Below are 19,313 nucleotides of genomic sequence, written 5' to 3'. Positions count from 1 at the left end.
CAGTAAACACTATTCCAACCACAACTCTTACATCAACGGCAGCAAACACTCATACAACTGCCGGAAAGTCTCCCGCAGCTCAGCATACTGCCGATGACGTTCAGCATCCGGCGTATGGACTTGTTCCAGCGGCAACGCGGGTAGCAGCTCAGCCAGCGAACGCTGCGGATTTAACGCAATCTGCGCCAACCGTGCCGCGCCCAATGCCGGGCCAACATCCCCGCCAGTGCGGTATTCCAACCGCTGGCCGCTGATATCCGCCAGCATCTGCCGCCAGAATGGGCTACGTGCGCCGCCGCCAATCAGCGTAATGCTGGTTGGTTGCAGGCCGCTGGCGTGCAACACATCCATGCCGTCTGCCAATGCGAAGCCTACGCCCTCCAACACTGCACGGGCCAAATCATTCGGGCCATGCTGATGGGTCAGCCCCCAAAACACGCCTTTGGCATTCGGATTGTTGTGTGGCGTGCGCTCGCCGGAAAGATAGGGCAGGAACCACAGCGGGGCTTCCGCCGGCTCTGCCTGCTCTGCCTGCTCGATGTTGCGTAGCAGCGTGGCGACGCTGTCAACGTTGGTCAGCTTGCACACCCAGTCAAGGCAGGAGGCGGCGCTGAGCATCACCGACATCAGGTGCCAGGTATTGGGCAGCGCGTGGCAAAAACTGTGTACTGCGCTGGCCGGGTTGCTGAGAAAACCGTCGCTGACGGCGAAATAAACCCCGGAAGTGCCGAGCGATAGCATTGCCTGTCCGGCCTGATACAGCCCGACGCCCACCGCACCGGCTGCGTTGTCGCCGCCTCCTGCCACCACTGGCACTGGCTGCATGCCCCAGCGTAGTGCCAGTTCGTTGTGGATCTGGCCGGTGATTTGGTTGCCTTCAAACAGTGCTGGCATATGCTCGCGCGTTAGCCCACAGGCGGCCAGCATGTCGTCGCTCCAGTCGCGTTCAGCGACGTCCAGCCACATCGTGCCTGCCGCATCCGACATATCGCTGGCGAACTCACCAGTGATGCACCAGCGCAGATAGTCTTTCGGCAGCAGTACCTTATCGATCTGGCCAAAAACTTCGGGTTCGTGTTGTTTTACCCACAGCAGTTTGGGTGCGGTGAAGCCCGGCATCATCAGGTTGCCGGTGATTTCACGCGATTTCGGCACCGCCTGTTCCAACGCCTGGCACTGTTCGAAGCTGCGGCCATCATTCCACAGGATGGCGGGGCGTAGCACCCGCTGGCGTTTGTCCAGCAGGGTGGCGCCATGCATCTGGCCGGTCAGGCCAATGGCCTTCACCTGTTGCAGGGCGTGTTGTTTGCCGAGCGCCAGCATGGCGCTATCGGCCGCCTGCCACCAGGCCTGCGGATCTTGTTCAGACCACAGCGGCTTTGGGCGGGAGATGTCCAGTGTTTCACCGTGGCTGGCCAGCAGTTGGCCCTGCTCGTCGAGCAGGATGACTTTTACGCCGGAAGTGCCGAGATCGATGCCGATATACATAGGGGCTCCTTTTGCTGAGCGGCGGGGTTAGCCGCCGCTGCTTACCCATTAACCGAACAGGTAACGGTTCACCAGATTTTCATATTTCTCTTGATGCCCGCTGTGGTGCTGCGGTGCCAGATTATGCTGTTCGGCATACTTCGCCAAGGCTTCCAGCGGTAGTTTGCCCTGCAAAATCTGTTGGCCCAGTTCGCCGCTCCAACCGGCATAGCGCTTGGCCACCTGTTGGTGCAGTTGGCCGTCTTCAATCATTTTCGCGGCCACCTTCAGCGAGAGGGCCATGGTGTCCATTGCGCCAATGTGGCCGTAGAACAGATCGTATTTATCCGTGCTCTGGCGGCGGACCTTGGCGTCGAAGTTCAGGCCGCCGGTAGTGAAGCCACCCGCTTTGAGGATTTCGAACATCACTAAGGCGTTTTCTTCCACGCTGTTCGGGAACTGGTCGGTATCCCAGCCCAGCTGTGGATCGCCGCGGTTGGCATCGACGGATCCGAAGATACCGAGCGCAATCGCGCTGGCGATTTCATGGTGGAACGAATGGCCGGCCAGCGTGGCGTGGTTGGCTTCGATGTTGACCTTGATTTCCTTTTCCAGCCCGAACTGTTTCAGGAAGCCGTACACCGTGGCAACGTCGTAATCGTACTGATGCTTGGTCGGTTCTTGCGGTTTAGGCTCGATCAGCAGCGTGCCCTGGAAGCCGATTTTGTGTTTGTGCTCGACCACCATTTGCATAAAGCGGCCGATTTGCTCGCGTTCCTGGCGCAGGTCGGTATTCAGCAGGGTTTCGTAACCTTCACGGCCACCCCACAGCACGTAGTTTTCCCCGCCCAGCCGTTGAGTGGCGTTCATGGCGGTATAAACCTGGGTGGCGGCCCAACTGAACACTTCCGGATCCGGATTGGTGGCTGCACCGGCACCGTAGCGCGGGTGGCTAAAGCAGTTGGCGGTGCCCCACAGCAGTTTCACGCCGCTGTTTTGCTGTTGTTCAGCCAACACGTCGGTCATCACCGCAAAGTTGTTCAGATATTCTTTCAGCGAAGCGCCTTCTGGCGAAACGTCCACGTCGTGGAAGCAGTAGAACGGCACGTTCAGCTTGTGGAAGAATTCGAATGCCACCTCAGCCTTGCGTTTTGCCAGCCCCAGGGCGTCGCCCGGCTGTTGCCAAGGGCGGTCGAACGCGCCAACGCCGAACATGTCTGCGCCGTTCCAGCAGAAGGTGTGCCAGTAGCAGGCGGCGAAGCGTAAATGCTCGGCCATGCGTTTGCCCAGGATGATCTCATCCGGGTTGTAATGGCGAAACGCCAGGGGGTTATTGCTGTTGGTGCCTTCGTAGCGAACTTGTTCCAGCCGATCAAAATAGGATTGCATTCTCAACTCCTTGGTAGCGGGGCCCGGCTTTACGGGATGCGTTAATCCTAGGAGTTCAAACCGGCGGTCACAATTACGTTATTTCACACTCAAATTCAAAGAATTATTAAATGTGCGGTAGATCTCATATTAGCGATTAATTGGCTAAGCGGCTGTGAAACAGACATTTTCATTTGCAGTGGTGGAATTTTACATGGCTAAAACATGATCGCTATCATAAAACCAACATTAAACCAAAAATCATAATTGGTGGGTAAAAATCAGTAATTGCCCAAGTGCAAATAAGCGACAACAATCCGTTGGTCGTTAATCAATAACCGGCTGTTTCATTATTACCCCTACAACGCATACCCACTGAAAAATTATGGGTTATATAAACAAGGTATATAAGATGAAATTAAAGCACCTGTTACTCTCCGCTTGCGCCATGCTGGTGTTGGCCAGCCAACCGGGATTCAGTAAAGAAGTTAAGATCGGCATGGCGATCGACGATCTGCGCCTGGAGCGCTGGCAGAAAGACCGCGATATCTTCGTCAACAAGGCCGAGTCGCTGGGTGCGAAAGTGTTCGTCCAATCCGCCAACGGCAACGAAGAAACCCAGATGGCGCAGATTGAAAACATGATCAATCGCGGCGTCGACGTGCTGGTGATCATTCCCTACAACGGGCAGGTGCTGAGCAATGTGATTAGCGAAGCCAAGCGCGAAGGCATTAAAGTGCTGGCCTACGACCGCATGATTAACAACGCCGATATCGATTTCTACATCTCGTTTGATAATGAAAAAGTGGGTGAGTTGCAGGCGCAAAGCCTGGTGCAGCGCGTGCCGCAGGGCAATTACTTCCTGATGGGCGGTTCCCCGGTGGATAATAACGCCAAGCTGTTCCGCAAGGGGCAAATGAACGTGCTGCAACCATTGATCGACAGCGGCAAGATAAAAGTGGTCGGCGACCAGTGGGTGGACGCCTGGCTGCCGGAAAATGCGTTGAAAATCATGGAGAATGCCCTGACCGCCAATAACAACCACATTGATGCGGTGGTGGCCTCCAACGATGCGACCGCTGGCGGCGCGATCCAGGCGCTGGCCGCACAAGGGTTGGCGGGCAAGGTTGCGATATCCGGGCAGGATGCCGATCTGGCGGCGGTGAAGCGCATTATCGCCGGTACCCAGACCATGACCGTGTACAAACCGATCAGCAAGCTGGCCGATGAGGCCGCCGATATTGCGGTCCAACTGGGCAGTGGTGAACAGCCGAAATCCAACGCCACATTAAATAATGGCAGTAAAGAGGTTCCCGCCTGGTTATTGACGCCGATCTCGGTCGATAAATCCAATGTCGACAGTACCATCGTTGCCGATGGTTTCCATAAAAAAGCCGATCTGGATAAATAAATTGATGCCATCGATCGGAGGGAATTATGCCCTGTTTATTGGCAATGAAGAATATCAGCAAACAATTTGGCGCGGTTAAAGCGGTTGATAATGTCAGCCTGACGCTCGAAGCCGGCCAGGTAATGTCTTTATGCGGTGAAAATGGATCGGGCAAATCAACCTTGATGAAGGTGCTGTGCGGAATATATCCGCACGGCAGTTACCAAGGGGAAATTTATTTTTTCGGTGAGTTGATTAGCGCTAAAACCATTCGCGATACCGAGCAGAAAGGCATTGCCATCATTCATCAGGAACTGGCGCTGGTTAAACAGATGACGGTGCTGGAAAACATGTTTCTCGGTGCCGAGTGGGGCCGTTTTGGCCTGATGGATTTTGATGCCATGTACCTGCGTTGCCAACGGATGCTGGCGCAGGTCAAGCTGGCGGTGGACCCGAATACCCGCGTCGGAGAGTTGGGGCTAGGTCAGCAGCAGCTGGTAGAAATCGCCAAGGCCTTGAATAAGCAGGTGCGTTTGCTGGTGCTGGATGAGCCGACCGCCTCGCTGACCGAAAGTGAAACCGCCACGCTGCTGGCGATCGTGCAGGATCTGCGTCATCACGGCATCGCCTGTATTTATATTTCGCATAAGTTGAACGAGGTGAAGGCGATCTCGGATGTGATCTGCGTGATCCGCGATGGCAAGCATATCGGCACCCGCCTGGCAGCAGAGATGAGCGAGGAAGACATTATCGCCATGATGGTGGGGCGCGAACTGACGGAGCTTTATCCGCAGGAACCGCACACCATCGGTGAGGTCGTGTTGCAGGTCGATAACCTGACCGCCTGGCATCCCATCAACCGGCATATTCGACGGGTCGACGATGTGTCGTTCACCCTGCGGCGCGGGGAAATCCTTGGCATCGCCGGGCTGGTTGGCTCGGGCCGCACCGAAACCATGCAGTGCCTGTTTGGTGCCTATCCTGGTCGCTGGCAAGGCAGCATTACCCTGGAAGGCCAACCCGTGGCGATCAATAACTGTCGTCAGGCCATGCGTTACGGCATTGCCATGGTGCCGGAAGATCGTAAACGTGACGGTATCGTGCCGGTGATGGGCGTCGGCGCCAACATGACGCTGGCGGCGCTGGATGATTTCAGCGGTCCGCTGTCGATGCTGGACGATGCGCGCGAGCAGGCCACCATCCAGCAGTCGCTGGCGCGGCTGAAGGTAAAAACCGCGTCGGCGGAGCTGCCGATTGGCCGCCTGAGCGGGGGGAATCAGCAAAAGGCAATCCTCGCCAAGTGCCTGTTGCTGAACCCGAAAATCCTGATCCTGGATGAACCGACGCGCGGTATCGACATCGGGGCAAAATACGAAATCTACAAGTTAATCAATCAGCTGGTGCAGCAAGGTATCTCGGTGATCGTCGTGTCTTCCGAACTGCCAGAAGTGTTGGGGTTAAGCGATCGGGTCTTGGTGATGCATGAAGGGAAAATCAAAGCCGCGCTGGAAAACCGCAATCTGACCCAGGAACAGGTGATGGAAGCCGCGTTGAGGAGTGACAAACATGTCGAAAAACACGCAATCTGAAGCAAGTATGCCACCAATGGCAGAGAAAAAGCCGCTATTACCGCTTAAATCACTCAATCTGCAAGTGTTCGTGATGCTGGCGGCGATCGTCATCATTATGCTGTTCTTTACCTTCACCACCGAAGGGGCGTATCTCAGCGCCCGCAATATTTCCAACCTGCTACGCCAGACGGCGATCACCGGCATTCTGGCGGTCGGCATGGTGTTCGTGATTATTTCGGCAGAAATCGATCTGTCGGTTGGCTCGATGATGGGCCTGCTGGGTGGTGCGGCGGCGATCTTCGATGTCTGGCTAGGCTGGCCGCTGCCGTTGACCATCGTGGTGACGCTGCTTGCCGGTTTGCTGCTTGGCGCGTGGAACGGCTGGTGGGTGGCGTACCGCAAGGTGCCGTCGTTCATCGTCACGTTGGCCGGGATGTTGGCGTTTCGCGGCATCCTGATCGGTATTACCAACGGCACTACCGTGGCCCCTACCAGCGATGCGATGTCGCAGATTGGCCAGAGTTATCTACCGGGCGGTCTGGGCTTTGGCATCGGCGCGTTGGGGCTGATGGCGTTTGTGGCCTGGCAATGGCGCAGCCGCAGCAAGCGCGTACGGTTAGGCCTGCCGGTGCCTGCGGCGGGTGGCAACGTTGCCCGGCAAAGCATCATGGCGGTGATCGTACTCGGCTCCATCTATTTGTTGAATGACTATCGTGGCGTACCTACGCCGGTGCTGATCCTGACGGCGTTAATGCTGGCGGGGATCTTTATGGCCAGCCGCACCGCTTTTGGCCGTCGTATTTACGCCATCGGCGGCAATATCGATGCGGCGCGGCTTTCCGGGGTGAACGTCGAGCGTACCAAGCTGGCGGTATTTGCCATCAATGGCCTGATGGTGGCGATTGCTGGCCTGATCCTCAGTTCACGGTTGGGGGCCGGTTCACCTTCGGCGGGCAATATCGCCGAGCTGGACGCCATCGCCGCCTGCGTGATTGGCGGCACTAGTCTGGCGGGAGGGATCGGCAGCGTGGCCGGTGCGGTCATGGGCGCGTTTATCATGGCTTCGCTGGATAACGGCATGAGCATGCTGGACGTACCGACGTTCTGGCAGTACATCGTCAAAGGCGCGATCCTGTTGCTGGCGGTGTGGATGGACTCGGCCACCAAGCGCCGGGCCTAAATAACGCCAGGCTAGTTGGCGGTACCTCACAATTCTGGCCGGATTTTAACTGCTCACTGAAAGGCTATGCTATTCAGTGAGCACGTGGTTTTTCGGGGATAGGGCATGTTCGAGAAGCGTTTCCGTATTACGTTGCTGTTCAACGCCAACAAAGTCTACGACCGGCAGGTGGTGGAAGGCGTAGGTGAGTATTTACAGGCATCGCAGAGCGATTGGGATATCTTCATCGAAGAGGATTTCCGCTGCCGTATCGATAACATCAAAGACTGGTTAGGGGACGGGGTGATCGCCGATTTCGACGATCGTGAAATTGAGCAACTGCTGCATAACGTGAAGGTGCCGATTGTCGGCGTAGGCGGCTCTTATCACCGTGAAGCGGATTACCCGCCGGTGCATTACATCGCCACCGACAACCATGCGTTAGTAGAAGCGGCCTTTATGCACCTGAAAGAGAAGGGCTTGAACCGCTTTGCTTTCTACGGCTTGCCGGTTGAGGGAGGCAAGCGCTGGGCACAGGAGCGCGAGCACGCCTTCCGCCAACTGGTGGCGAAAGAGCAATATCAGGGCGTGGTCTATCAGGGCATGGCGACCGCACCGGAGAACTGGCAGTACGCGCAGAACCGGCTGGCGGACTGGGTGCAGACGCTGCCGCAGCAAACCGGCATTATCGCCGTCACCGATGCGCGGGCGCGGCATCTGTTGCAGGTGTGCGAGCATCTGGATATCGCGGTACCGGAAAAGCTGTGTGTGATTGGCATTGATAACGAAGAGCTGACGCGTTATCTGTCACGCGTGGCGCTGTCGTCGGTGGCGCAGGGCACCCGCCAGATGGGGTATCGTGCGGCGAAATTGCTGCATCAGTTGCTCAATCAGCGCGAATTGCCGTTGCAGCGTATTCTGGTGCCGCCGGTGAAGGTGATTGAACGCCGTTCTACCGATTTCCGCTCGCTGCGCGATCCGGCGGTGATCCAGGCGATGCACTACATCCGCCATCACGCCTGCAAGGGCATCAAGGTGGAGCAGGTCTTGGATGCGGTGGGCATGTCGCGTTCCAACCTGGAAAAACGCTTCAAGGATGAAACCGGCCAGACCATCCATTATGTCATTCATGAAGAAAAGCTCGATCGCGCCCGCATCCTGCTTTCCACAACGTCACTATCCATCAACGAGATATCACAAATGTGCGGCTATCCCTCGCTGCAATATTTCTACTCGGTGTTCAAGAAAGATGATGATATGACGCCCAAAGAATATCGCGATAAGTTTGGTGAGGTGGTGTGCTAAGACCGCAACATGGGCGCAGCAGCGCCCCTACGGAATGCAACATTAGCTGTTAATGATATTGGATAGGGGTGTGGGGGCAATTTGGTATCCCCCTTTGGCTGCAGAAAACCGAATAGCTTCCGCGCTCCCCTTAGCCTAGTTAGACACCAACTGCACCACCACCAGCCTGCCACCTTCCTCGGTGGAAAGCACAAACTGCACGCCATCGTTCAGCGCCAGCTTGTCACCGATCGCCACCGGGGTTTTATCCGGTAAGGACAACAACCCGCTGATGCCTTCATTCACCAGCCACCACTGGTCATTGTGGAACACGAAATAGCCCACGCGTTTTTTCTGCGCGTCCGGCGTGCGTTCATTGGGCGCTATCAGGCGGTTAACGTGCCAGGCGTAAATCGACTGGCCGCTCCAGACCATCAGGCGATGATCGTCGGGGCGGAAGCTCCCGGCCTTACGCGATGAGTACAGATTCAGGATTGGTAGCTTGCCCTTGAACGGTGTACCGCAATACGGGCAGGCCGGGCGGTTTTTACCGGAGAACACGTACCATTTTTGCTCGCAGGCAGCGTTCTGGCATGGCTGGATCAGATCGACCGTTTTCACCAGCGCCGTCTCCCACTCATCGGCGGTTGGTCGTCTGGTCGGTTCGTGCAGGCCTTCGATAAACGCCCTTTCAAACAGCGGCGTCAGGTAAGGACCCATAATGGTGTAGGGCACTTTCTGCGGATCGGCCCAAGGCAGCGAGGAAGGGCTGACCTGGTTGAGTTTGACCGCATTGCTATGATCGGTCGGATGCTCAATAAACAGCGCTCTTTCGCCCATTGCCAGCGATTCATCGCGCATCTCGTCGTCCATGTCATGGATCTTGCCACCGCGCAGTGGATGGCGGAAGAACAGATACATGTAGATCAGCACGGACAAGGCGTGCCGGTCGGTAGCGATGCTTGGCAGAATACGCTGCGGGTCTTCTTTCGGCAGATGGCTGGTTTTCACTACTTCCGGAGCGATAAAGTCCGGTGTGCCGACCACGTCCGGTGGATACTTGCCCGGCACGACCAGCCCGTCGACATCAATGATGCAGGCATGGCCCTGTTCGGGGTCGATCAGCACGTTTTTATAGCTCAGATCGCTGTGGCACAGACCGGCGGCGTGCATACGCCGGACAGCCCGGGTCAGCAACAGGCACACCTTCAGGTAATTCAGGGTGTTGCCGCGTTCACGTGGATCGAGAAACTTGTTCTGGTTATTGGCGCTGGCGAACCATTTGCCTTCCTTCTCGCGGCCTTTAATGCCCAGGAAGTCGTTGTTCTTCGAGCCGTACTTGAAGAAGAAGTGGCTCTGGTAGGTCGGCACCACGATGCCGATTTTGCCGTCGTGTTCCACTATGCTGGTCGGCCAACAAAACAGCCCTTGCCAGTAATCCCCACCGGATTGTTCAAAGATGTTCTGCCGGTAGCGGCCGGTGATCATCTCGATGCGTTCTTTCGCCTGCTCGTTCTGCGGCTTTTTATAGAATGCCACTACGTAGGACTTGTCCGGCGAAAAGTAGACGTCCTTCATCGAGCCGGAGCCGATGATCTCATCAACATACTGGATGGTTGCGCCATCCCTGGTGGTACAGGTAACAATATTTGCCATTTTACTCACCATGCCACGATCAGGGTCCGATCGTCGTGATTACCCGGGGAGAAGAAGTTCAGCCATTCAGCCAGCCGCTCTGCAGGCTGCGAGGGATCGCTCAGGCAGGGCGTCAGTTCCGCGATCAGTGCGTCCCACTTCTGGCTATTGAGCAGGCCGTTATCCGTTTCAAAGCGGGGATCGGAGACGCCGTCCGTCATCAGGACCAGATGGGAGACCCCGGTCCATTTACCGATGCTGATGCGCTTACTGAAGTTGGCATCGTTCACGGCATCGGCATCCAGGAAGCGTGTTTGGCCCGCATACTCGCCGCTGTCCGGCGTACCCAGCACGCGCACCTTGCCGACCGGTCCGTAGGCCGCAATAGCGCCGTCCCCCAGCCAAAAAGAGGCGGCGAACAGCTCGTCGCCAGTGCGGAATGAGACGGTGACCAGCAAGGTGGTGGAGTAGGATTTAACGCTCTCTTCCGCGCGGATGGATTCATTGCTGATGGTGTTGACGGCCATGATCGAGGCCTGGCGGAACAGGCGGTTAAACGCCTCCCACACCACCCGCTGATCGTCCGTTTCCCAGCGAATAACACATTGTTTTAGCTCTTTGCCTTTGTCGCTGTTCAACTGATCCGTCAGATAGCTGCCCACGGTTTGCGTCACGATGCGGGAACCTTCGCGCGAGTTTTTCGCGCTGCCTGCGCCGTCCGCGACCAGCATGATGTTCCAGCCGGTCTCGCTATTGCTGGCGATGTAAAAGTCATCGTCCCGGAAGGTGCCGGCATGTTCGTGCGAACGCCCTCTGCGGCTGGCTGCCACGATGTTCACGCCGGGCTCCTGGATCTGCTGATGGGCGACATGCGGTTTGAAATAACGAGAGTCGGCCGGTGGCTCAACAATTTTCCACAGGCTGCGCGGATCGGGGTTGACGATAAAAGGGATCTTGGTAGAGCTTTGTGGCGCCGCTGGGCAGGACCAACTGACCGTGATTTCAAAGTCACCGCTTTCGGTCGCGGTTCCCACTAGTGCAGACGTCGCGGGATCGAAAGTGATGCCGATATCTTGCGAGAACTCGACGGCCACCACTGCGGCGCTTGTGCCATCATCCAGCACGATATCGATTTCAGAGTGGAAGGGCACGCCGCTGCGGGCATTGGCCACGTTGATCCTTGCCTGTGGCTGAACGTTCAACGGCGTACTCAGCGGCGCGGTGGTGCCGGATGGAACCTGCCCCGGTTTCAGATTTTCTTGCGCGGTTTCTTTAGGCAATGCGGCATCTCCTTGCTCGTCCAGCGGATCAAACAGGGCTTTCTGCCAGCCATCCGGGGTTGGCGGCTCTGCGCTATCTGTGGCGGCAACGGGATGGTCATCGTCCTTGGTGAGCACCACTTTAGGTTCGTCGGCCAAGGTATCGTCATTGGCAACCACTGGCGGAGTTTCCGCCGTCTCAACGGTTGCAGGAACCTTGGCCGTCACTTTTTCGATCAGGCCGTTAAGCAACGCGCCGATCTCGTCATCGGCATGCAGTCTGGCAAGCACGGCGTCGTCCGCAGAGGCGCCGGTTTCCGCCAGGATCAGCTTCAACACTTTCTGGTGTAGATTCTCCACGTCTTGCATCAGCCTTTCCCCCGCGTCACGTCAAAATCAGAGTCGCCGCCGTTGTCCCTGAACGTCAGGCCTTTGTCGCACCACGGGCAGATAACGTCATCGGGCCCGTTGATACACAGCAGCTTGCCGCAGCTGCACATGGCAAACGCGCTGGCATTGCCGCAGTAGGGGCAACCCGGCACGCCGTGCAGCTCGCTGGTGTTGACCTGGATCGCGGAGGCGGACTCATCGCTCCAGGCAAAATAATCCTCATCGATCGGGAAACAGCCGTTGAGGTTAAAGCCGTTGATATTGAGCTTAAAATCCAGCGAGGAGAGGTTAACGGCCGGGCGTTCGTATTTCATCAGGTAAGGGCGGCGTGACTTGCTGCACCGGCCCGTCAGGGTAACGCAGTTCTCGTCGTAGGCTCTGGCGATATCATCTTTGGCCAGCCGCACAATGTGATCGGTGTGGGTGAGCAGCGGAGGCGCATCTTCCCCCACGCTGCGGCTGTGCGCGGAAACCGAAGCGGTGATCCACTTGATGAACTGGGTGAAATCACCTTCCTGGCTATCGGTGAACAGCAAGACGTTATCGGTCAACTGCCGCAGGATGTTCATATCGGCGGAAGGGCCGAGGCCGATGGCGATCAGATTGACCTTGCTCGCATACTGTTCTTTCCAGCGTTTGATTTCGGGGGTAGGGTCATCCGTTGGGCGGCCATCGGTGAGCAGGTAAACCACCGGTTTCCAGTCGCCTTTGCGTTCCTGGGTGGTTTTTCTGACCTGCTGGTCGAGCTGGCGGGTGAGTTCCCGCAAAGCGGCCCCCAGATTGGTGCCACCGCCGATCGGCAGGCGCGGGGGATAAAATGACACCACCTCCACCAGCGGAACGATGGTTTTTGCTACCCCGGCGAAGGCGATCACCGATATCCAGGCGGTCTCAAGCGCGTGGGGGTCCTTTTTCAGGTCGCTGACGATCCTTTGCAGGCCATCATTCATTTTCTTCAGGCTTTCCCCGATCATGGACTCCGAGCAGTCCAATACCAGGAAAATAGGCAGTCTTCGCATGGTTAAAAACCTCGTCAGGCCGATACTTCGTCGTGGGGGCGAGAAAAAACAGGCAAAGTCTCGGATTGAGGCTTTGCTTGTTGGCTACAGAACCAGCTGTATTTCCGGTGGCGGCGGCGGCAGATTGTCCTGCCCGGCGGTGACACCGGCACTGGAACTGCCCGACGCCACGCTGGCGGACACCCATTTGAAGAAGCCGGAAAATGCCGTTGAATCCAGAGTTTCAAGGGCCACAACCTGGGAGGTCAGTTGCTTGAGGTGTTCATGTTTGGCCTTCGGCCCAACCGCACAGGCGATAATGGAGCCGAAGGAACGTTTTTTGACTTCCTTGATCGCCTCGCCATAGGCATAGCTATCGGATGGGGTGCCATCGGTCATCAGGAACACCAGTGGCCGCCAGTCGCCTTTCTGATCGCCATCGGAACGAAGGATATCGCGATCCACGCACTGGATCAGGCATTCCAGCGCGGCACCGGTGAAGGTGCCCCCTGCGCTGGGGACGACAATATCGGTGAACTGAAACTCTTCCAGTGAGGTGAGCGGGATAAACTCCCGGGCTTCGTTATCAAAGGTGATGATGGAGATATGCACGCTTTCCAGGGCATATGGGTCCTGGCGCAGCGCGCTCATCATGGACTGAATGCCCACGTTAACGGCATGGATCGATTCCCCGCGCATTGACCCGGAGGTATCAATCAACAGATAAACGGGTAGCCTTCTCATGGCAGGTAGTTCTTCAAGTGGGACACGAAGGAATCGGACTCGGAAGGTTCGCCAATCGCATTCAGTTTCCAGCCGGTGCTTTCGCGTACCAACTCGGCAAACAGCATGGAACGCTGGCCATCAAAGGCGGCTCCGCCCGAAAGATCGAAACGTGCCATCTCCACGTTTTTGGCATCGACCGCACGGATAAAGGCGTTTTGCACCTTGCCAAAGTGCTGCTTCAGCTCCTGGCCGTTATAAATCTGCACGATGAAGACGATTTTTTCATACTTGGGATCCAGGGAGTTCAACTGGGCGATGATCTGCTCGTCATCACCGTCGCCCGCGCCGGTGCGGTTGTCACCGGTCAGCCAGATGTTGCCCGACTTATGGCGCAGGCTGTTGAAGAAAATAATGTCCCCGTTGACCAGCGAAGGCCTGCCGTTTTCCACATCCCCCAGATCGGCCACTTTGCCTTTGGCGTTACACAGGAAGGCGATGACGTCGAGGTCATACTCCGGCTCTTTCTTGCCAAACAGACCACCCAGCAGACCTTTCTTCTCTTCATTGATATCCCAGCCAAGCCCAATGGTGACTGAGGAAAGGTCGTGTTCGTTTTTACGCAGGCTGACGCTTTGTCCTTTACGCAAACTGACTGACATAAAATCTCCTTGAAAAGGTTTTATAAAACAACGTTAACTTCGGGTGGTGGTGGGGGTAAATCGTCCAGGCCGATAACTTCCTTTTTACCTGACTCGACTTTCTGGCTGCCGACGGAAATGCTGGCCGACACCCATTTAAAGAAGGCTTTGATCGAGGTGGAGTCCGCCGTGTCTAACTGGAGGACGATCTCGGTGATTTCCTGTAGCACTTTGGTTTCGGCGCTGTGGCCGGCGGCACAGGCAACGACCACGCCGGTTCGGGCGGCTTTAAAGTCGCTGACGCCTTTACGCCAGTCATCCGTTGGCGAGCCATCGGTCATGATGAACACCAGCGGGCGCCAGTCGCCTTTGGTCTCGGCGGTGGTTTTCTGCACTTCGTTGCTGATGCTGGTGGCTGCCAATGAGAGAGCCTCACCTAGCGCAGTGGTACCGCTGGCCACCAGTTCTGGCAGCTTGAAGCTCAGCAGATCGGTGAGGGGCACCGCCTGACGTGCGGAGGAATCAAAGGTGATCACGGAAACATAGGCGGTTTCAAGGGCGTAGGGATCTTGTCGCAGGGTAGAGAGCAGTGTTTGCACCCCATTTTTGACCGCTTCAATGGGTTCGCCCGTCATGGAGCCCGAAGTATCAAGTAGCAGATAGACCGGAAGTCTTCTCATCGTATTCCCTTATTGAGTGCCGAGTTTCTCCATCATAATTGTTCTGGTCGTTATCTCAACAGAAATACCCGTGATTAAGGTAGGAGATTTGGCTGTTTTCCCCTCACCCCAACCCTCTCCCAAAGGGCGAGGGAGCTGTCCGGCGTGGTGGATTAGCCTGTGCTGCTTCGGGAAGTGCAGGGAATGTCAGCGAACTCGATCGGTTCCCTCTCCCACAGGGCTCCGCGGCTGTCCGGCGTGGTGGATTAGCCTGTGCTGCTTCGGGAAGTACGGGGAATGTCAGCGAACTCGATCGGTTCCCTCTCCTTTTGGGAGAGGGTTAGGGTGAGGGGGAGTTATGGCTTTTGCTTGCTGGCCTGAATGCTGCGTACCAACTCATCGATACAGCGTTCAACCACCATATCCACCGCTTCGCTGCGGGTCGTTTCGGTGATCCTGGATAAGCGGTCAATTTTGCGTAACACCGACATTTTCAACGACAGCGAAACGGCTTTCTTCTTCTCTTTATCCAGATAGACCCGGCTGACCACTTCACCAGTTTTCAGCTCCGAGTTGGCTGCTAACGCATCCTGCATGCGGCGAAAGGTCTTCTTGTCCAGATGTCCAGGCTGCGTCAGCTGATAGGAATGCGTGGCCTTGCGGTATTTAATCTCCGCCTCATAGGCATCCCTCAGTTCCTTAAGCACGCGTGTCAGGGTTGGCCCCGAGCAGTCCAACTCGGTGATGATCTTCTCTGCAGACACGGGTTTGCCGGAACTGAGCAAAATAGCCAGCTTGTAGATCCGTGCCTGTCGCGTATTGAGTTGCATGATTAATGGCTGCCTGCGTTTTTACTGAACCGATGGTTTTCCTGAGATGACTCCGTGGCAATACCATACACCTGAGCGCGCGCCAGGATCTCTGACGCCCAGCGGCGATGAGTTGCCGGTTCGCACATGGTACCCTGCGATTTAAACACTGCCTGCGAGGAGTTAAGGATCCGCAGCGCATCGGTATGATCGTTTGGCTGCACCATCAAAGCCTTTTCGATCTTGCCGATCTGGTTCGGATGGATAGCCGTTTTGCCGACCAGGCCATGGGCGATATCGAGCGCCAATTCTCTATCCATAATCTGATGATCGTCAATATGCTCGCAAACCGGTGCCGTCAGAGCGAAATCACGCGGGGAAAACACGGCGACCAGCATTTTTATCACATAACCCATCGGGCCGTCATACAGCGTCAGGCTGCGCGGTCTTCTGAGCGCCACCACGTTCATCAGGTCGTTGCCACCGATACGCAGTGCGATAATACGCCGATAGCACGGGTGAAGGTGCAAGGCGTTTGCCAGCTCACGCATCTGCACCACGTCAAACACTTCTTCGGTCTCCAGCGTCGGCATCATGCACAGGTGCGAACTCTGCATCATGTTCCACCAGTAAGGCAGCGAAGCCAGCGTGAATTTGGGCAGCACCAAGCCGTCCACCGCGCTGAAATCCATGCTTGCCATCAGCTGTTTACCCATTTCTTTATGCCGGGGCCGGACGAACACCAGCGGCCAGTGGTCGTTGCCATCCGCTTCTTTGGCTTGGGCCAGGGTCTGGGTAAGTTCGCGCAGATTGGCTAGCGCCTGGGGGATATCGGCATCGCTGACCGCATCTTCCAGGCACACGATCAGCGAGCGTAAGCCGGCGATCTTGTTATTGAGGATCGTTTCGGCGATATCCGTTCGGGTTGCTGGCATATACAGCGAAGCACCCAGCCGCCATGGGGAAAGTCGTTGGTTCATCAGAGCACCTTCTTGATAATGGTTACCGCACGGTACTGCCCGATCTCATCACCCACTTCGGTGATGGTCAGCCCCTTTTCGCGCGCCAGATAGACCAGCAGCGCGACGTCGGGATCGTCTACCGTACGGACCAGAACATGATCCGGTACTCTGCGTAGCACGGCTCGCGTGGCTTCTGCGATCCCTGGTTTAATTCGGTTAATACTTGAAATCTGATGTTTTTCTGCCAGATTGCGGACGACCTGTTCGCTTTGCTGCTTCAGGAATGCCTTTCTGTCGGCATCCTGAGTGCAGGGCTCGATGGATGCCATATTCAGCGTGGCGCGATATTCGGCCACGGTATCAACCAGCAGGCGGCTGCATTCAAACCGGGCGAGATGATCGCATTGTACGCAGCCGTGCAGGCCTGAGTTGGTCCAGATAGAGCGTGAGATCATGCCGGAAACCGGCGCGCCCATAATGCCAAACGGGATCAGCCAGTCGTCGTCGCTGGCGGATAGCCATGCACACCCGCAAGGGTCGGCCAGCACCACCAGACGGGGCTGAGCGGGATAGCCAGGCCGGTTTTTCAGGGAGCGAACCAGTTCACCGGTAATGGCCCCTTTGCCCGTCCAACCATCGACAAACACGATCCCTGCGGTGCCGTGACGTGCCTCAATCCAGTCGAGCGCGACCGTATCAATGCCCCGGTCACGGATGATGCTGATGCCGTAATGATACGACTCTTTGCCCATCGCCCGCAGCGTTTGCTGGAGCATTACGCCCAGAGGAACACCCGCTCGTACCAGGCTGGTCAGCACAATTGGCGTATCGCCGAAGCGTGCAATCAGCGCAATGGCCAGCATAGAAACTTCTTTTGCCAGGCGTCCTGCTCCCTGATCGAGCGCGCGGGAAAACAGGTCGAGGTGGGAAGGCGTTGGCTCCGGTTCCTGGCTCAACATTTCCGAGTAGTGACGGGCACCGGACTGGATCAGCTGTTCTTTCTGATCGACCGGCGTCATTGCCATTTCTACCGGTTGCAGCAGAAAGTGCACGTCCTCGGGCAGGTATGAACCGGAAAAGGGCACAAAGTCAGACATATTACTGCTCTCCGAAAATATGGCGGGAGATCGCTTCGGCGAACTGGCTCTGGCGCGGCAGGCCAAACCAGGTGCAAAGCTTCATAAAACGATGATCGCTGAGGCTGTCGCCCAAGCCGATAACCGGGAACACGCCGCGTTCCTGCCGCAGTTTTTCCAGCAGGAAGGTGACGGCCAGCCCTTTTTCTACCACGGTTGGCAGCCAGGCAACGTTGTTGCTGTTACGGTGGACGTAATAGCCGTCGGTAGGGAACAGCTGCTCAATCTCATCGGCGATGGCGTAAAGCTCGTCCAGGCGGGTGCTGTCGCGGTGTTTCATCACCAGATAGACCGGCGTGTCGCCGTATTCATAGTTGATCCGCGCCCAGCCATTGATATTCCGTGCGGCCATCAGTTCGGTGATCTTGCGCTGCATCGCCAGCAGGTCGGCGGCATAGGGTTGCAGCTTTGCCAGCATCAGCGACTGCCAGGCGGCATCTGCTTGCCCCTGCGGGTTGAGGATCACCGCACCGTGCGTTGTCACCGCCCATGATTGGAACGGGATACTGACCCGGGCGATCTCTTCCGTGCCCCGCGCGGTCACCGGGATAAGCTCGGCATGCTCCAGCATCCAGTCCACCAGCATCGACTGCTCTTCGGTCATGAAGCTGCGTGGCTCGAGGCTGCGATCCAGGGCGCCGGTGCGATACGGGGCCAGGTCTAGCTCATCGACCATCTTGCGACGTGTCTGGAACAGGGTATCGTCCAGATCGGAGAAAATGACCGGCTTATTCATAGCAAACGACCTCAACGGTGGGAGCGACCAGTTGCAGCGCCGCAATTAACGCGGGGTCAACGCTTGCCGCAGGGGTTTCGGTGCACAACAGGATCCGGTCAAACTGTTGATGAGCCACGTTGTAGACATAGTTGGGGATGCCCAGCCCATAGTTATCGCCAAAGGCAATGGCAGACTGGATGGCAAACCCGGTGGCAATCGGTGAACGGGTGGTGGAGCTGAATTTGACCTCCGCCCCCTGTTTTTCCAGCCGTTCTGCCAGCAGGAAGGGTTCCCAGACGAATTCGCTGCTGCCCAGCACCAACACGTTCTCGCCAGGATACGCCTGAATATCGCTTCCCAGATCGGCACTTGGTGCTGACATGCCCAGGCGGCCCCAGCTTTGTTGACCGACGATCGGCACGCTGCCGGTAGCCGTGACGTTGACGGCTGGCATCACAGGGACCGGTGCCTGGGGATTTTTTTCCCAGTGCCAGTCGCCCTGCACCAGTGAGACATACTGGATGGGGATCGGGCTACGCTGGGCGAGTGCATCGCCGCTCCAGTCCGTCAGCGTGACGGTGATGGCGCGGGCAATATTGTGTAACCCGGCATCCTGCTGCAAGGCCTGCAACAGGTTGATGAAGGTGTTACCGGTGGTGGCTTCATCGTCGATCAGCACCACGGTTTTGGCTGTGAGCACGCGGCGGCGCAGTTCGGCATCCTGTGGCAGATAAATCAGGTGATCGGTGGCATGGCTGTGGTTTTCTTTGAACTCGCACAGCAATTCCCCCCCCTCAACCGGATGACGGGTTGAGGTCAGATACACCGGGTCGCTGACGCTACCCCGAACTTCATCAAACACACCGGCGCCGAATCCGACGGCGGTTTCTGCCATGCCGATAAACAGCACCGGGCCTGCCTCACAGGCCGGGAACAGTGCGGCCAATTGCTGATAGACGGCACGCATCGCGCTCGGCTGCACCGGAATATGGCGGCCCAACACTTTGCTGACGAACAGAAAGGCGCGTTTCGGGTTGCGGCGTTCGGCCACGTCGAACAGATCGTCCAGCGCGATCGTTCCGCCCGTGGGGGTCACTGTTAGCGTACCGCAGGACAACGTGCGGGAATAAATTGGCATCATGGG

Annotated in this window: 17 protein-coding genes; 4 read left to right on the top strand and 13 right to left on the bottom strand. The window is 57.0% G+C overall.

What is annotated here, in order from left to right; genetic code table 11:
* Positions 1-27 precede the first annotated feature (27 nt).
* On the bottom strand, positions 28-1,488 hold the full coding sequence (gene xylB, locus ACRDCA_RS22985; RefSeq protein WP_438691606.1) for a xylulokinase: 1,461 nt from the start codon (positions 1,486-1,488) through the stop codon (positions 28-30).
* 48 nt (positions 1,489-1,536) lie between these two features.
* Complete coding sequence (gene xylA / locus ACRDCA_RS22980; protein ID WP_438691605.1) at positions 1,537-2,856, bottom strand: xylose isomerase; 1,320 nt, start codon at positions 2,854-2,856, stop codon at positions 1,537-1,539.
* Between the two features lie 391 nt (positions 2,857-3,247).
* On the opposite strand from xylA, the gene xylF reads away from it, so the two are divergent.
* The 4 genes from xylF to xylR all read left to right on the top strand — a co-directional run bounded on the left by xylF (position 3,248) and on the right by xylR (position 8,260).
* Positions 3,248-4,246 carry a D-xylose ABC transporter substrate-binding protein gene (xylF, locus tag ACRDCA_RS22975; RefSeq protein ID WP_438691604.1) on the top strand — a complete coding sequence of 333 codons (999 nt, stop codon included), beginning with the start codon at positions 3,248-3,250 and terminating at the stop codon, positions 4,244-4,246.
* A gap of 26 nt (positions 4,247-4,272) precedes the next feature.
* On the top strand, positions 4,273-5,814 hold the full coding sequence (locus tag ACRDCA_RS22970; RefSeq protein ID WP_438691603.1) for a xylose ABC transporter ATP-binding protein: 1,542 nt from the start codon (positions 4,273-4,275) through the stop codon (positions 5,812-5,814).
* Positions 5,792-6,976, top strand: coding sequence for a xylose ABC transporter permease XylH (xylH, locus tag ACRDCA_RS22965; RefSeq protein ID WP_438691602.1), 1,185 nt, complete (start codon positions 5,792-5,794; stop codon positions 6,974-6,976). The genes ACRDCA_RS22970 and xylH overlap by 23 nt, the downstream gene beginning before the upstream one ends.
* 105 nt (positions 6,977-7,081) lie before the next feature.
* Positions 7,082-8,260: a D-xylose utilization transcriptional activator XylR gene (gene xylR / locus ACRDCA_RS22960; protein ID WP_438691601.1), complete on the top strand. Its 1,179-nt coding sequence runs from the start codon at positions 7,082-7,084 to the stop codon at positions 8,258-8,260.
* Between the two features lie 135 nt (positions 8,261-8,395).
* Here the strand turns inward: xylR and ACRDCA_RS22955 are convergent, their stop codons facing one another.
* The 11 genes from ACRDCA_RS22955 to ACRDCA_RS22905 all read right to left on the bottom strand — a co-directional run bounded on the left by ACRDCA_RS22955 (position 8,396) and on the right by ACRDCA_RS22905 (position 19,310).
* Complete coding sequence (locus ACRDCA_RS22955) at positions 8,396-9,895, bottom strand: helix-hairpin-helix domain-containing protein (protein WP_438691600.1); 1,500 nt, start codon at positions 9,893-9,895, stop codon at positions 8,396-8,398.
* Between the two features lie 5 nt (positions 9,896-9,900).
* Complete coding sequence (locus ACRDCA_RS22950) at positions 9,901-11,502, bottom strand: PP2C family serine/threonine-protein phosphatase (protein WP_438691599.1); 1,602 nt, start codon at positions 11,500-11,502, stop codon at positions 9,901-9,903.
* Positions 11,502-12,542 (bottom strand): TerY-C metal binding domain-containing protein, encoded by a 1,041-nt coding sequence (locus tag ACRDCA_RS22945; protein WP_438691598.1) that lies wholly within the window; start codon positions 12,540-12,542, stop codon positions 11,502-11,504. The genes ACRDCA_RS22950 and ACRDCA_RS22945 overlap by 1 nt, the downstream gene beginning before the upstream one ends.
* 84 nt (positions 12,543-12,626) lie before the next feature.
* The gene (locus ACRDCA_RS22940) at positions 12,627-13,265 is read right to left on the bottom strand and encodes a vWA domain-containing protein (protein ID WP_438691597.1); all 639 of its coding nucleotides are present in this window, start codon (positions 13,263-13,265) and stop codon (positions 12,627-12,629) included.
* The gene (locus ACRDCA_RS22935; protein ID WP_438691596.1) at positions 13,262-13,906 is read right to left on the bottom strand and encodes a TerD family protein; all 645 of its coding nucleotides are present in this window, start codon (positions 13,904-13,906) and stop codon (positions 13,262-13,264) included. Before ACRDCA_RS22935 ends, ACRDCA_RS22940 begins: the two co-directional genes overlap by 4 nt.
* Before the next feature lie 20 nt (positions 13,907-13,926).
* A complete protein-coding gene (locus ACRDCA_RS22930; protein ID WP_438691595.1) occupies positions 13,927-14,565 on the bottom strand; it encodes a vWA domain-containing protein in 639 nt (212 codons plus the stop codon).
* A 335-nt stretch (positions 14,566-14,900) separates the two neighbouring features.
* Entirely contained in the window at positions 14,901-15,374 is a 474-nt protein-coding gene (locus tag ACRDCA_RS22925) for a tellurium resistance protein TerW (protein WP_438691594.1), read from the bottom strand.
* 2 nt (positions 15,375-15,376) lie between these two features.
* The gene (locus ACRDCA_RS22920; RefSeq protein ID WP_438691593.1) at positions 15,377-16,333 is read right to left on the bottom strand and encodes an HpcH/HpaI aldolase/citrate lyase family protein; all 957 of its coding nucleotides are present in this window, start codon (positions 16,331-16,333) and stop codon (positions 15,377-15,379) included.
* Positions 16,333-17,412 carry a cysteine protease StiP family protein gene (locus ACRDCA_RS22915; RefSeq protein ID WP_438691592.1) on the bottom strand — a complete coding sequence of 360 codons (1,080 nt, stop codon included), beginning with the start codon at positions 17,410-17,412 and terminating at the stop codon, positions 16,333-16,335. The genes ACRDCA_RS22920 and ACRDCA_RS22915 overlap by 1 nt, the downstream gene beginning before the upstream one ends.
* Position 17,413: 1 nt before the next feature.
* Entirely contained in the window at positions 17,414-18,187 is a 774-nt protein-coding gene (locus ACRDCA_RS22910; RefSeq protein ID WP_438691591.1) for a hypothetical protein, read from the bottom strand.
* Positions 18,180-19,310 carry a phosphoribosyltransferase domain-containing protein gene (locus ACRDCA_RS22905; protein ID WP_438691590.1) on the bottom strand — a complete coding sequence of 377 codons (1,131 nt, stop codon included), beginning with the start codon at positions 19,308-19,310 and terminating at the stop codon, positions 18,180-18,182. The genes ACRDCA_RS22910 and ACRDCA_RS22905 overlap by 8 nt, the downstream gene beginning before the upstream one ends.
* Positions 19,311-19,313 lie beyond the last annotated feature (3 nt).

Source organism: Serratia sp. (in: enterobacteria) (assembly GCF_051654945.1).
Lineage (GTDB): Bacteria > Pseudomonadota > Gammaproteobacteria > Enterobacterales > Enterobacteriaceae > Chania.
Note: the sequence above shows the minus strand (reverse complement) of the source record. Positions and strands in the feature narration are given on the sequence as shown.

Excerpts from the sequence above, each read along its gene's own strand:
- xylR (WP_438691601.1), top strand. The coding sequence starts at position 7,082 with ATGTTCGAGAAGCGTTTCCGTATTACGTTGCTGTTCAACGCCAACAAA.
- ACRDCA_RS22920 (WP_438691593.1), bottom strand. The coding sequence starts at position 16,333 with ATGAACCAACGACTTTCCCCATGGCGGCTGGGTGCTTCGCTGTATATG.
- xylH (WP_438691602.1), top strand. The coding sequence starts at position 5,792 with ATGTCGAAAAACACGCAATCTGAAGCAAGTATGCCACCAATGGCAGAG.
- ACRDCA_RS22970 (WP_438691603.1), top strand. The coding sequence starts at position 4,273 with ATGCCCTGTTTATTGGCAATGAAGAATATCAGCAAACAATTTGGCGCG.
- xylB (WP_438691606.1), bottom strand. The coding sequence starts at position 1,488 with ATGTATATCGGCATCGATCTCGGCACTTCCGGCGTAAAAGTCATCCTG.
- ACRDCA_RS22925 (WP_438691594.1), bottom strand. The coding sequence starts at position 15,374 with ATGCAACTCAATACGCGACAGGCACGGATCTACAAGCTGGCTATTTTG.
- ACRDCA_RS22955 (WP_438691600.1), bottom strand. The coding sequence starts at position 9,895 with ATGGCAAATATTGTTACCTGTACCACCAGGGATGGCGCAACCATCCAG.
- ACRDCA_RS22945 (WP_438691598.1), bottom strand. The coding sequence starts at position 12,542 with ATGCGAAGACTGCCTATTTTCCTGGTATTGGACTGCTCGGAGTCCATG.
- ACRDCA_RS22940 (WP_438691597.1), bottom strand. The coding sequence starts at position 13,265 with ATGAGAAGGCTACCCGTTTATCTGTTGATTGATACCTCCGGGTCAATG.
- xylA (WP_438691605.1), bottom strand. The coding sequence starts at position 2,856 with ATGCAATCCTATTTTGATCGGCTGGAACAAGTTCGCTACGAAGGCACC.
- ACRDCA_RS22905 (WP_438691590.1), bottom strand. The coding sequence starts at position 19,310 with ATGATGCCAATTTATTCCCGCACGTTGTCCTGCGGTACGCTAACAGTG.
- ACRDCA_RS22915 (WP_438691592.1), bottom strand. The coding sequence starts at position 17,412 with ATGTCTGACTTTGTGCCCTTTTCCGGTTCATACCTGCCCGAGGACGTG.
- xylF (WP_438691604.1), top strand. The coding sequence starts at position 3,248 with ATGAAATTAAAGCACCTGTTACTCTCCGCTTGCGCCATGCTGGTGTTG.
- ACRDCA_RS22930 (WP_438691595.1), bottom strand. The coding sequence starts at position 14,565 with ATGAGAAGACTTCCGGTCTATCTGCTACTTGATACTTCGGGCTCCATG.
- ACRDCA_RS22950 (WP_438691599.1), bottom strand. The coding sequence starts at position 11,502 with ATGCAAGACGTGGAGAATCTACACCAGAAAGTGTTGAAGCTGATCCTG.
- ACRDCA_RS22910 (WP_438691591.1), bottom strand. The coding sequence starts at position 18,187 with ATGAATAAGCCGGTCATTTTCTCCGATCTGGACGATACCCTGTTCCAG.
- ACRDCA_RS22935 (WP_438691596.1), bottom strand. The coding sequence starts at position 13,906 with ATGTCAGTCAGTTTGCGTAAAGGACAAAGCGTCAGCCTGCGTAAAAAC.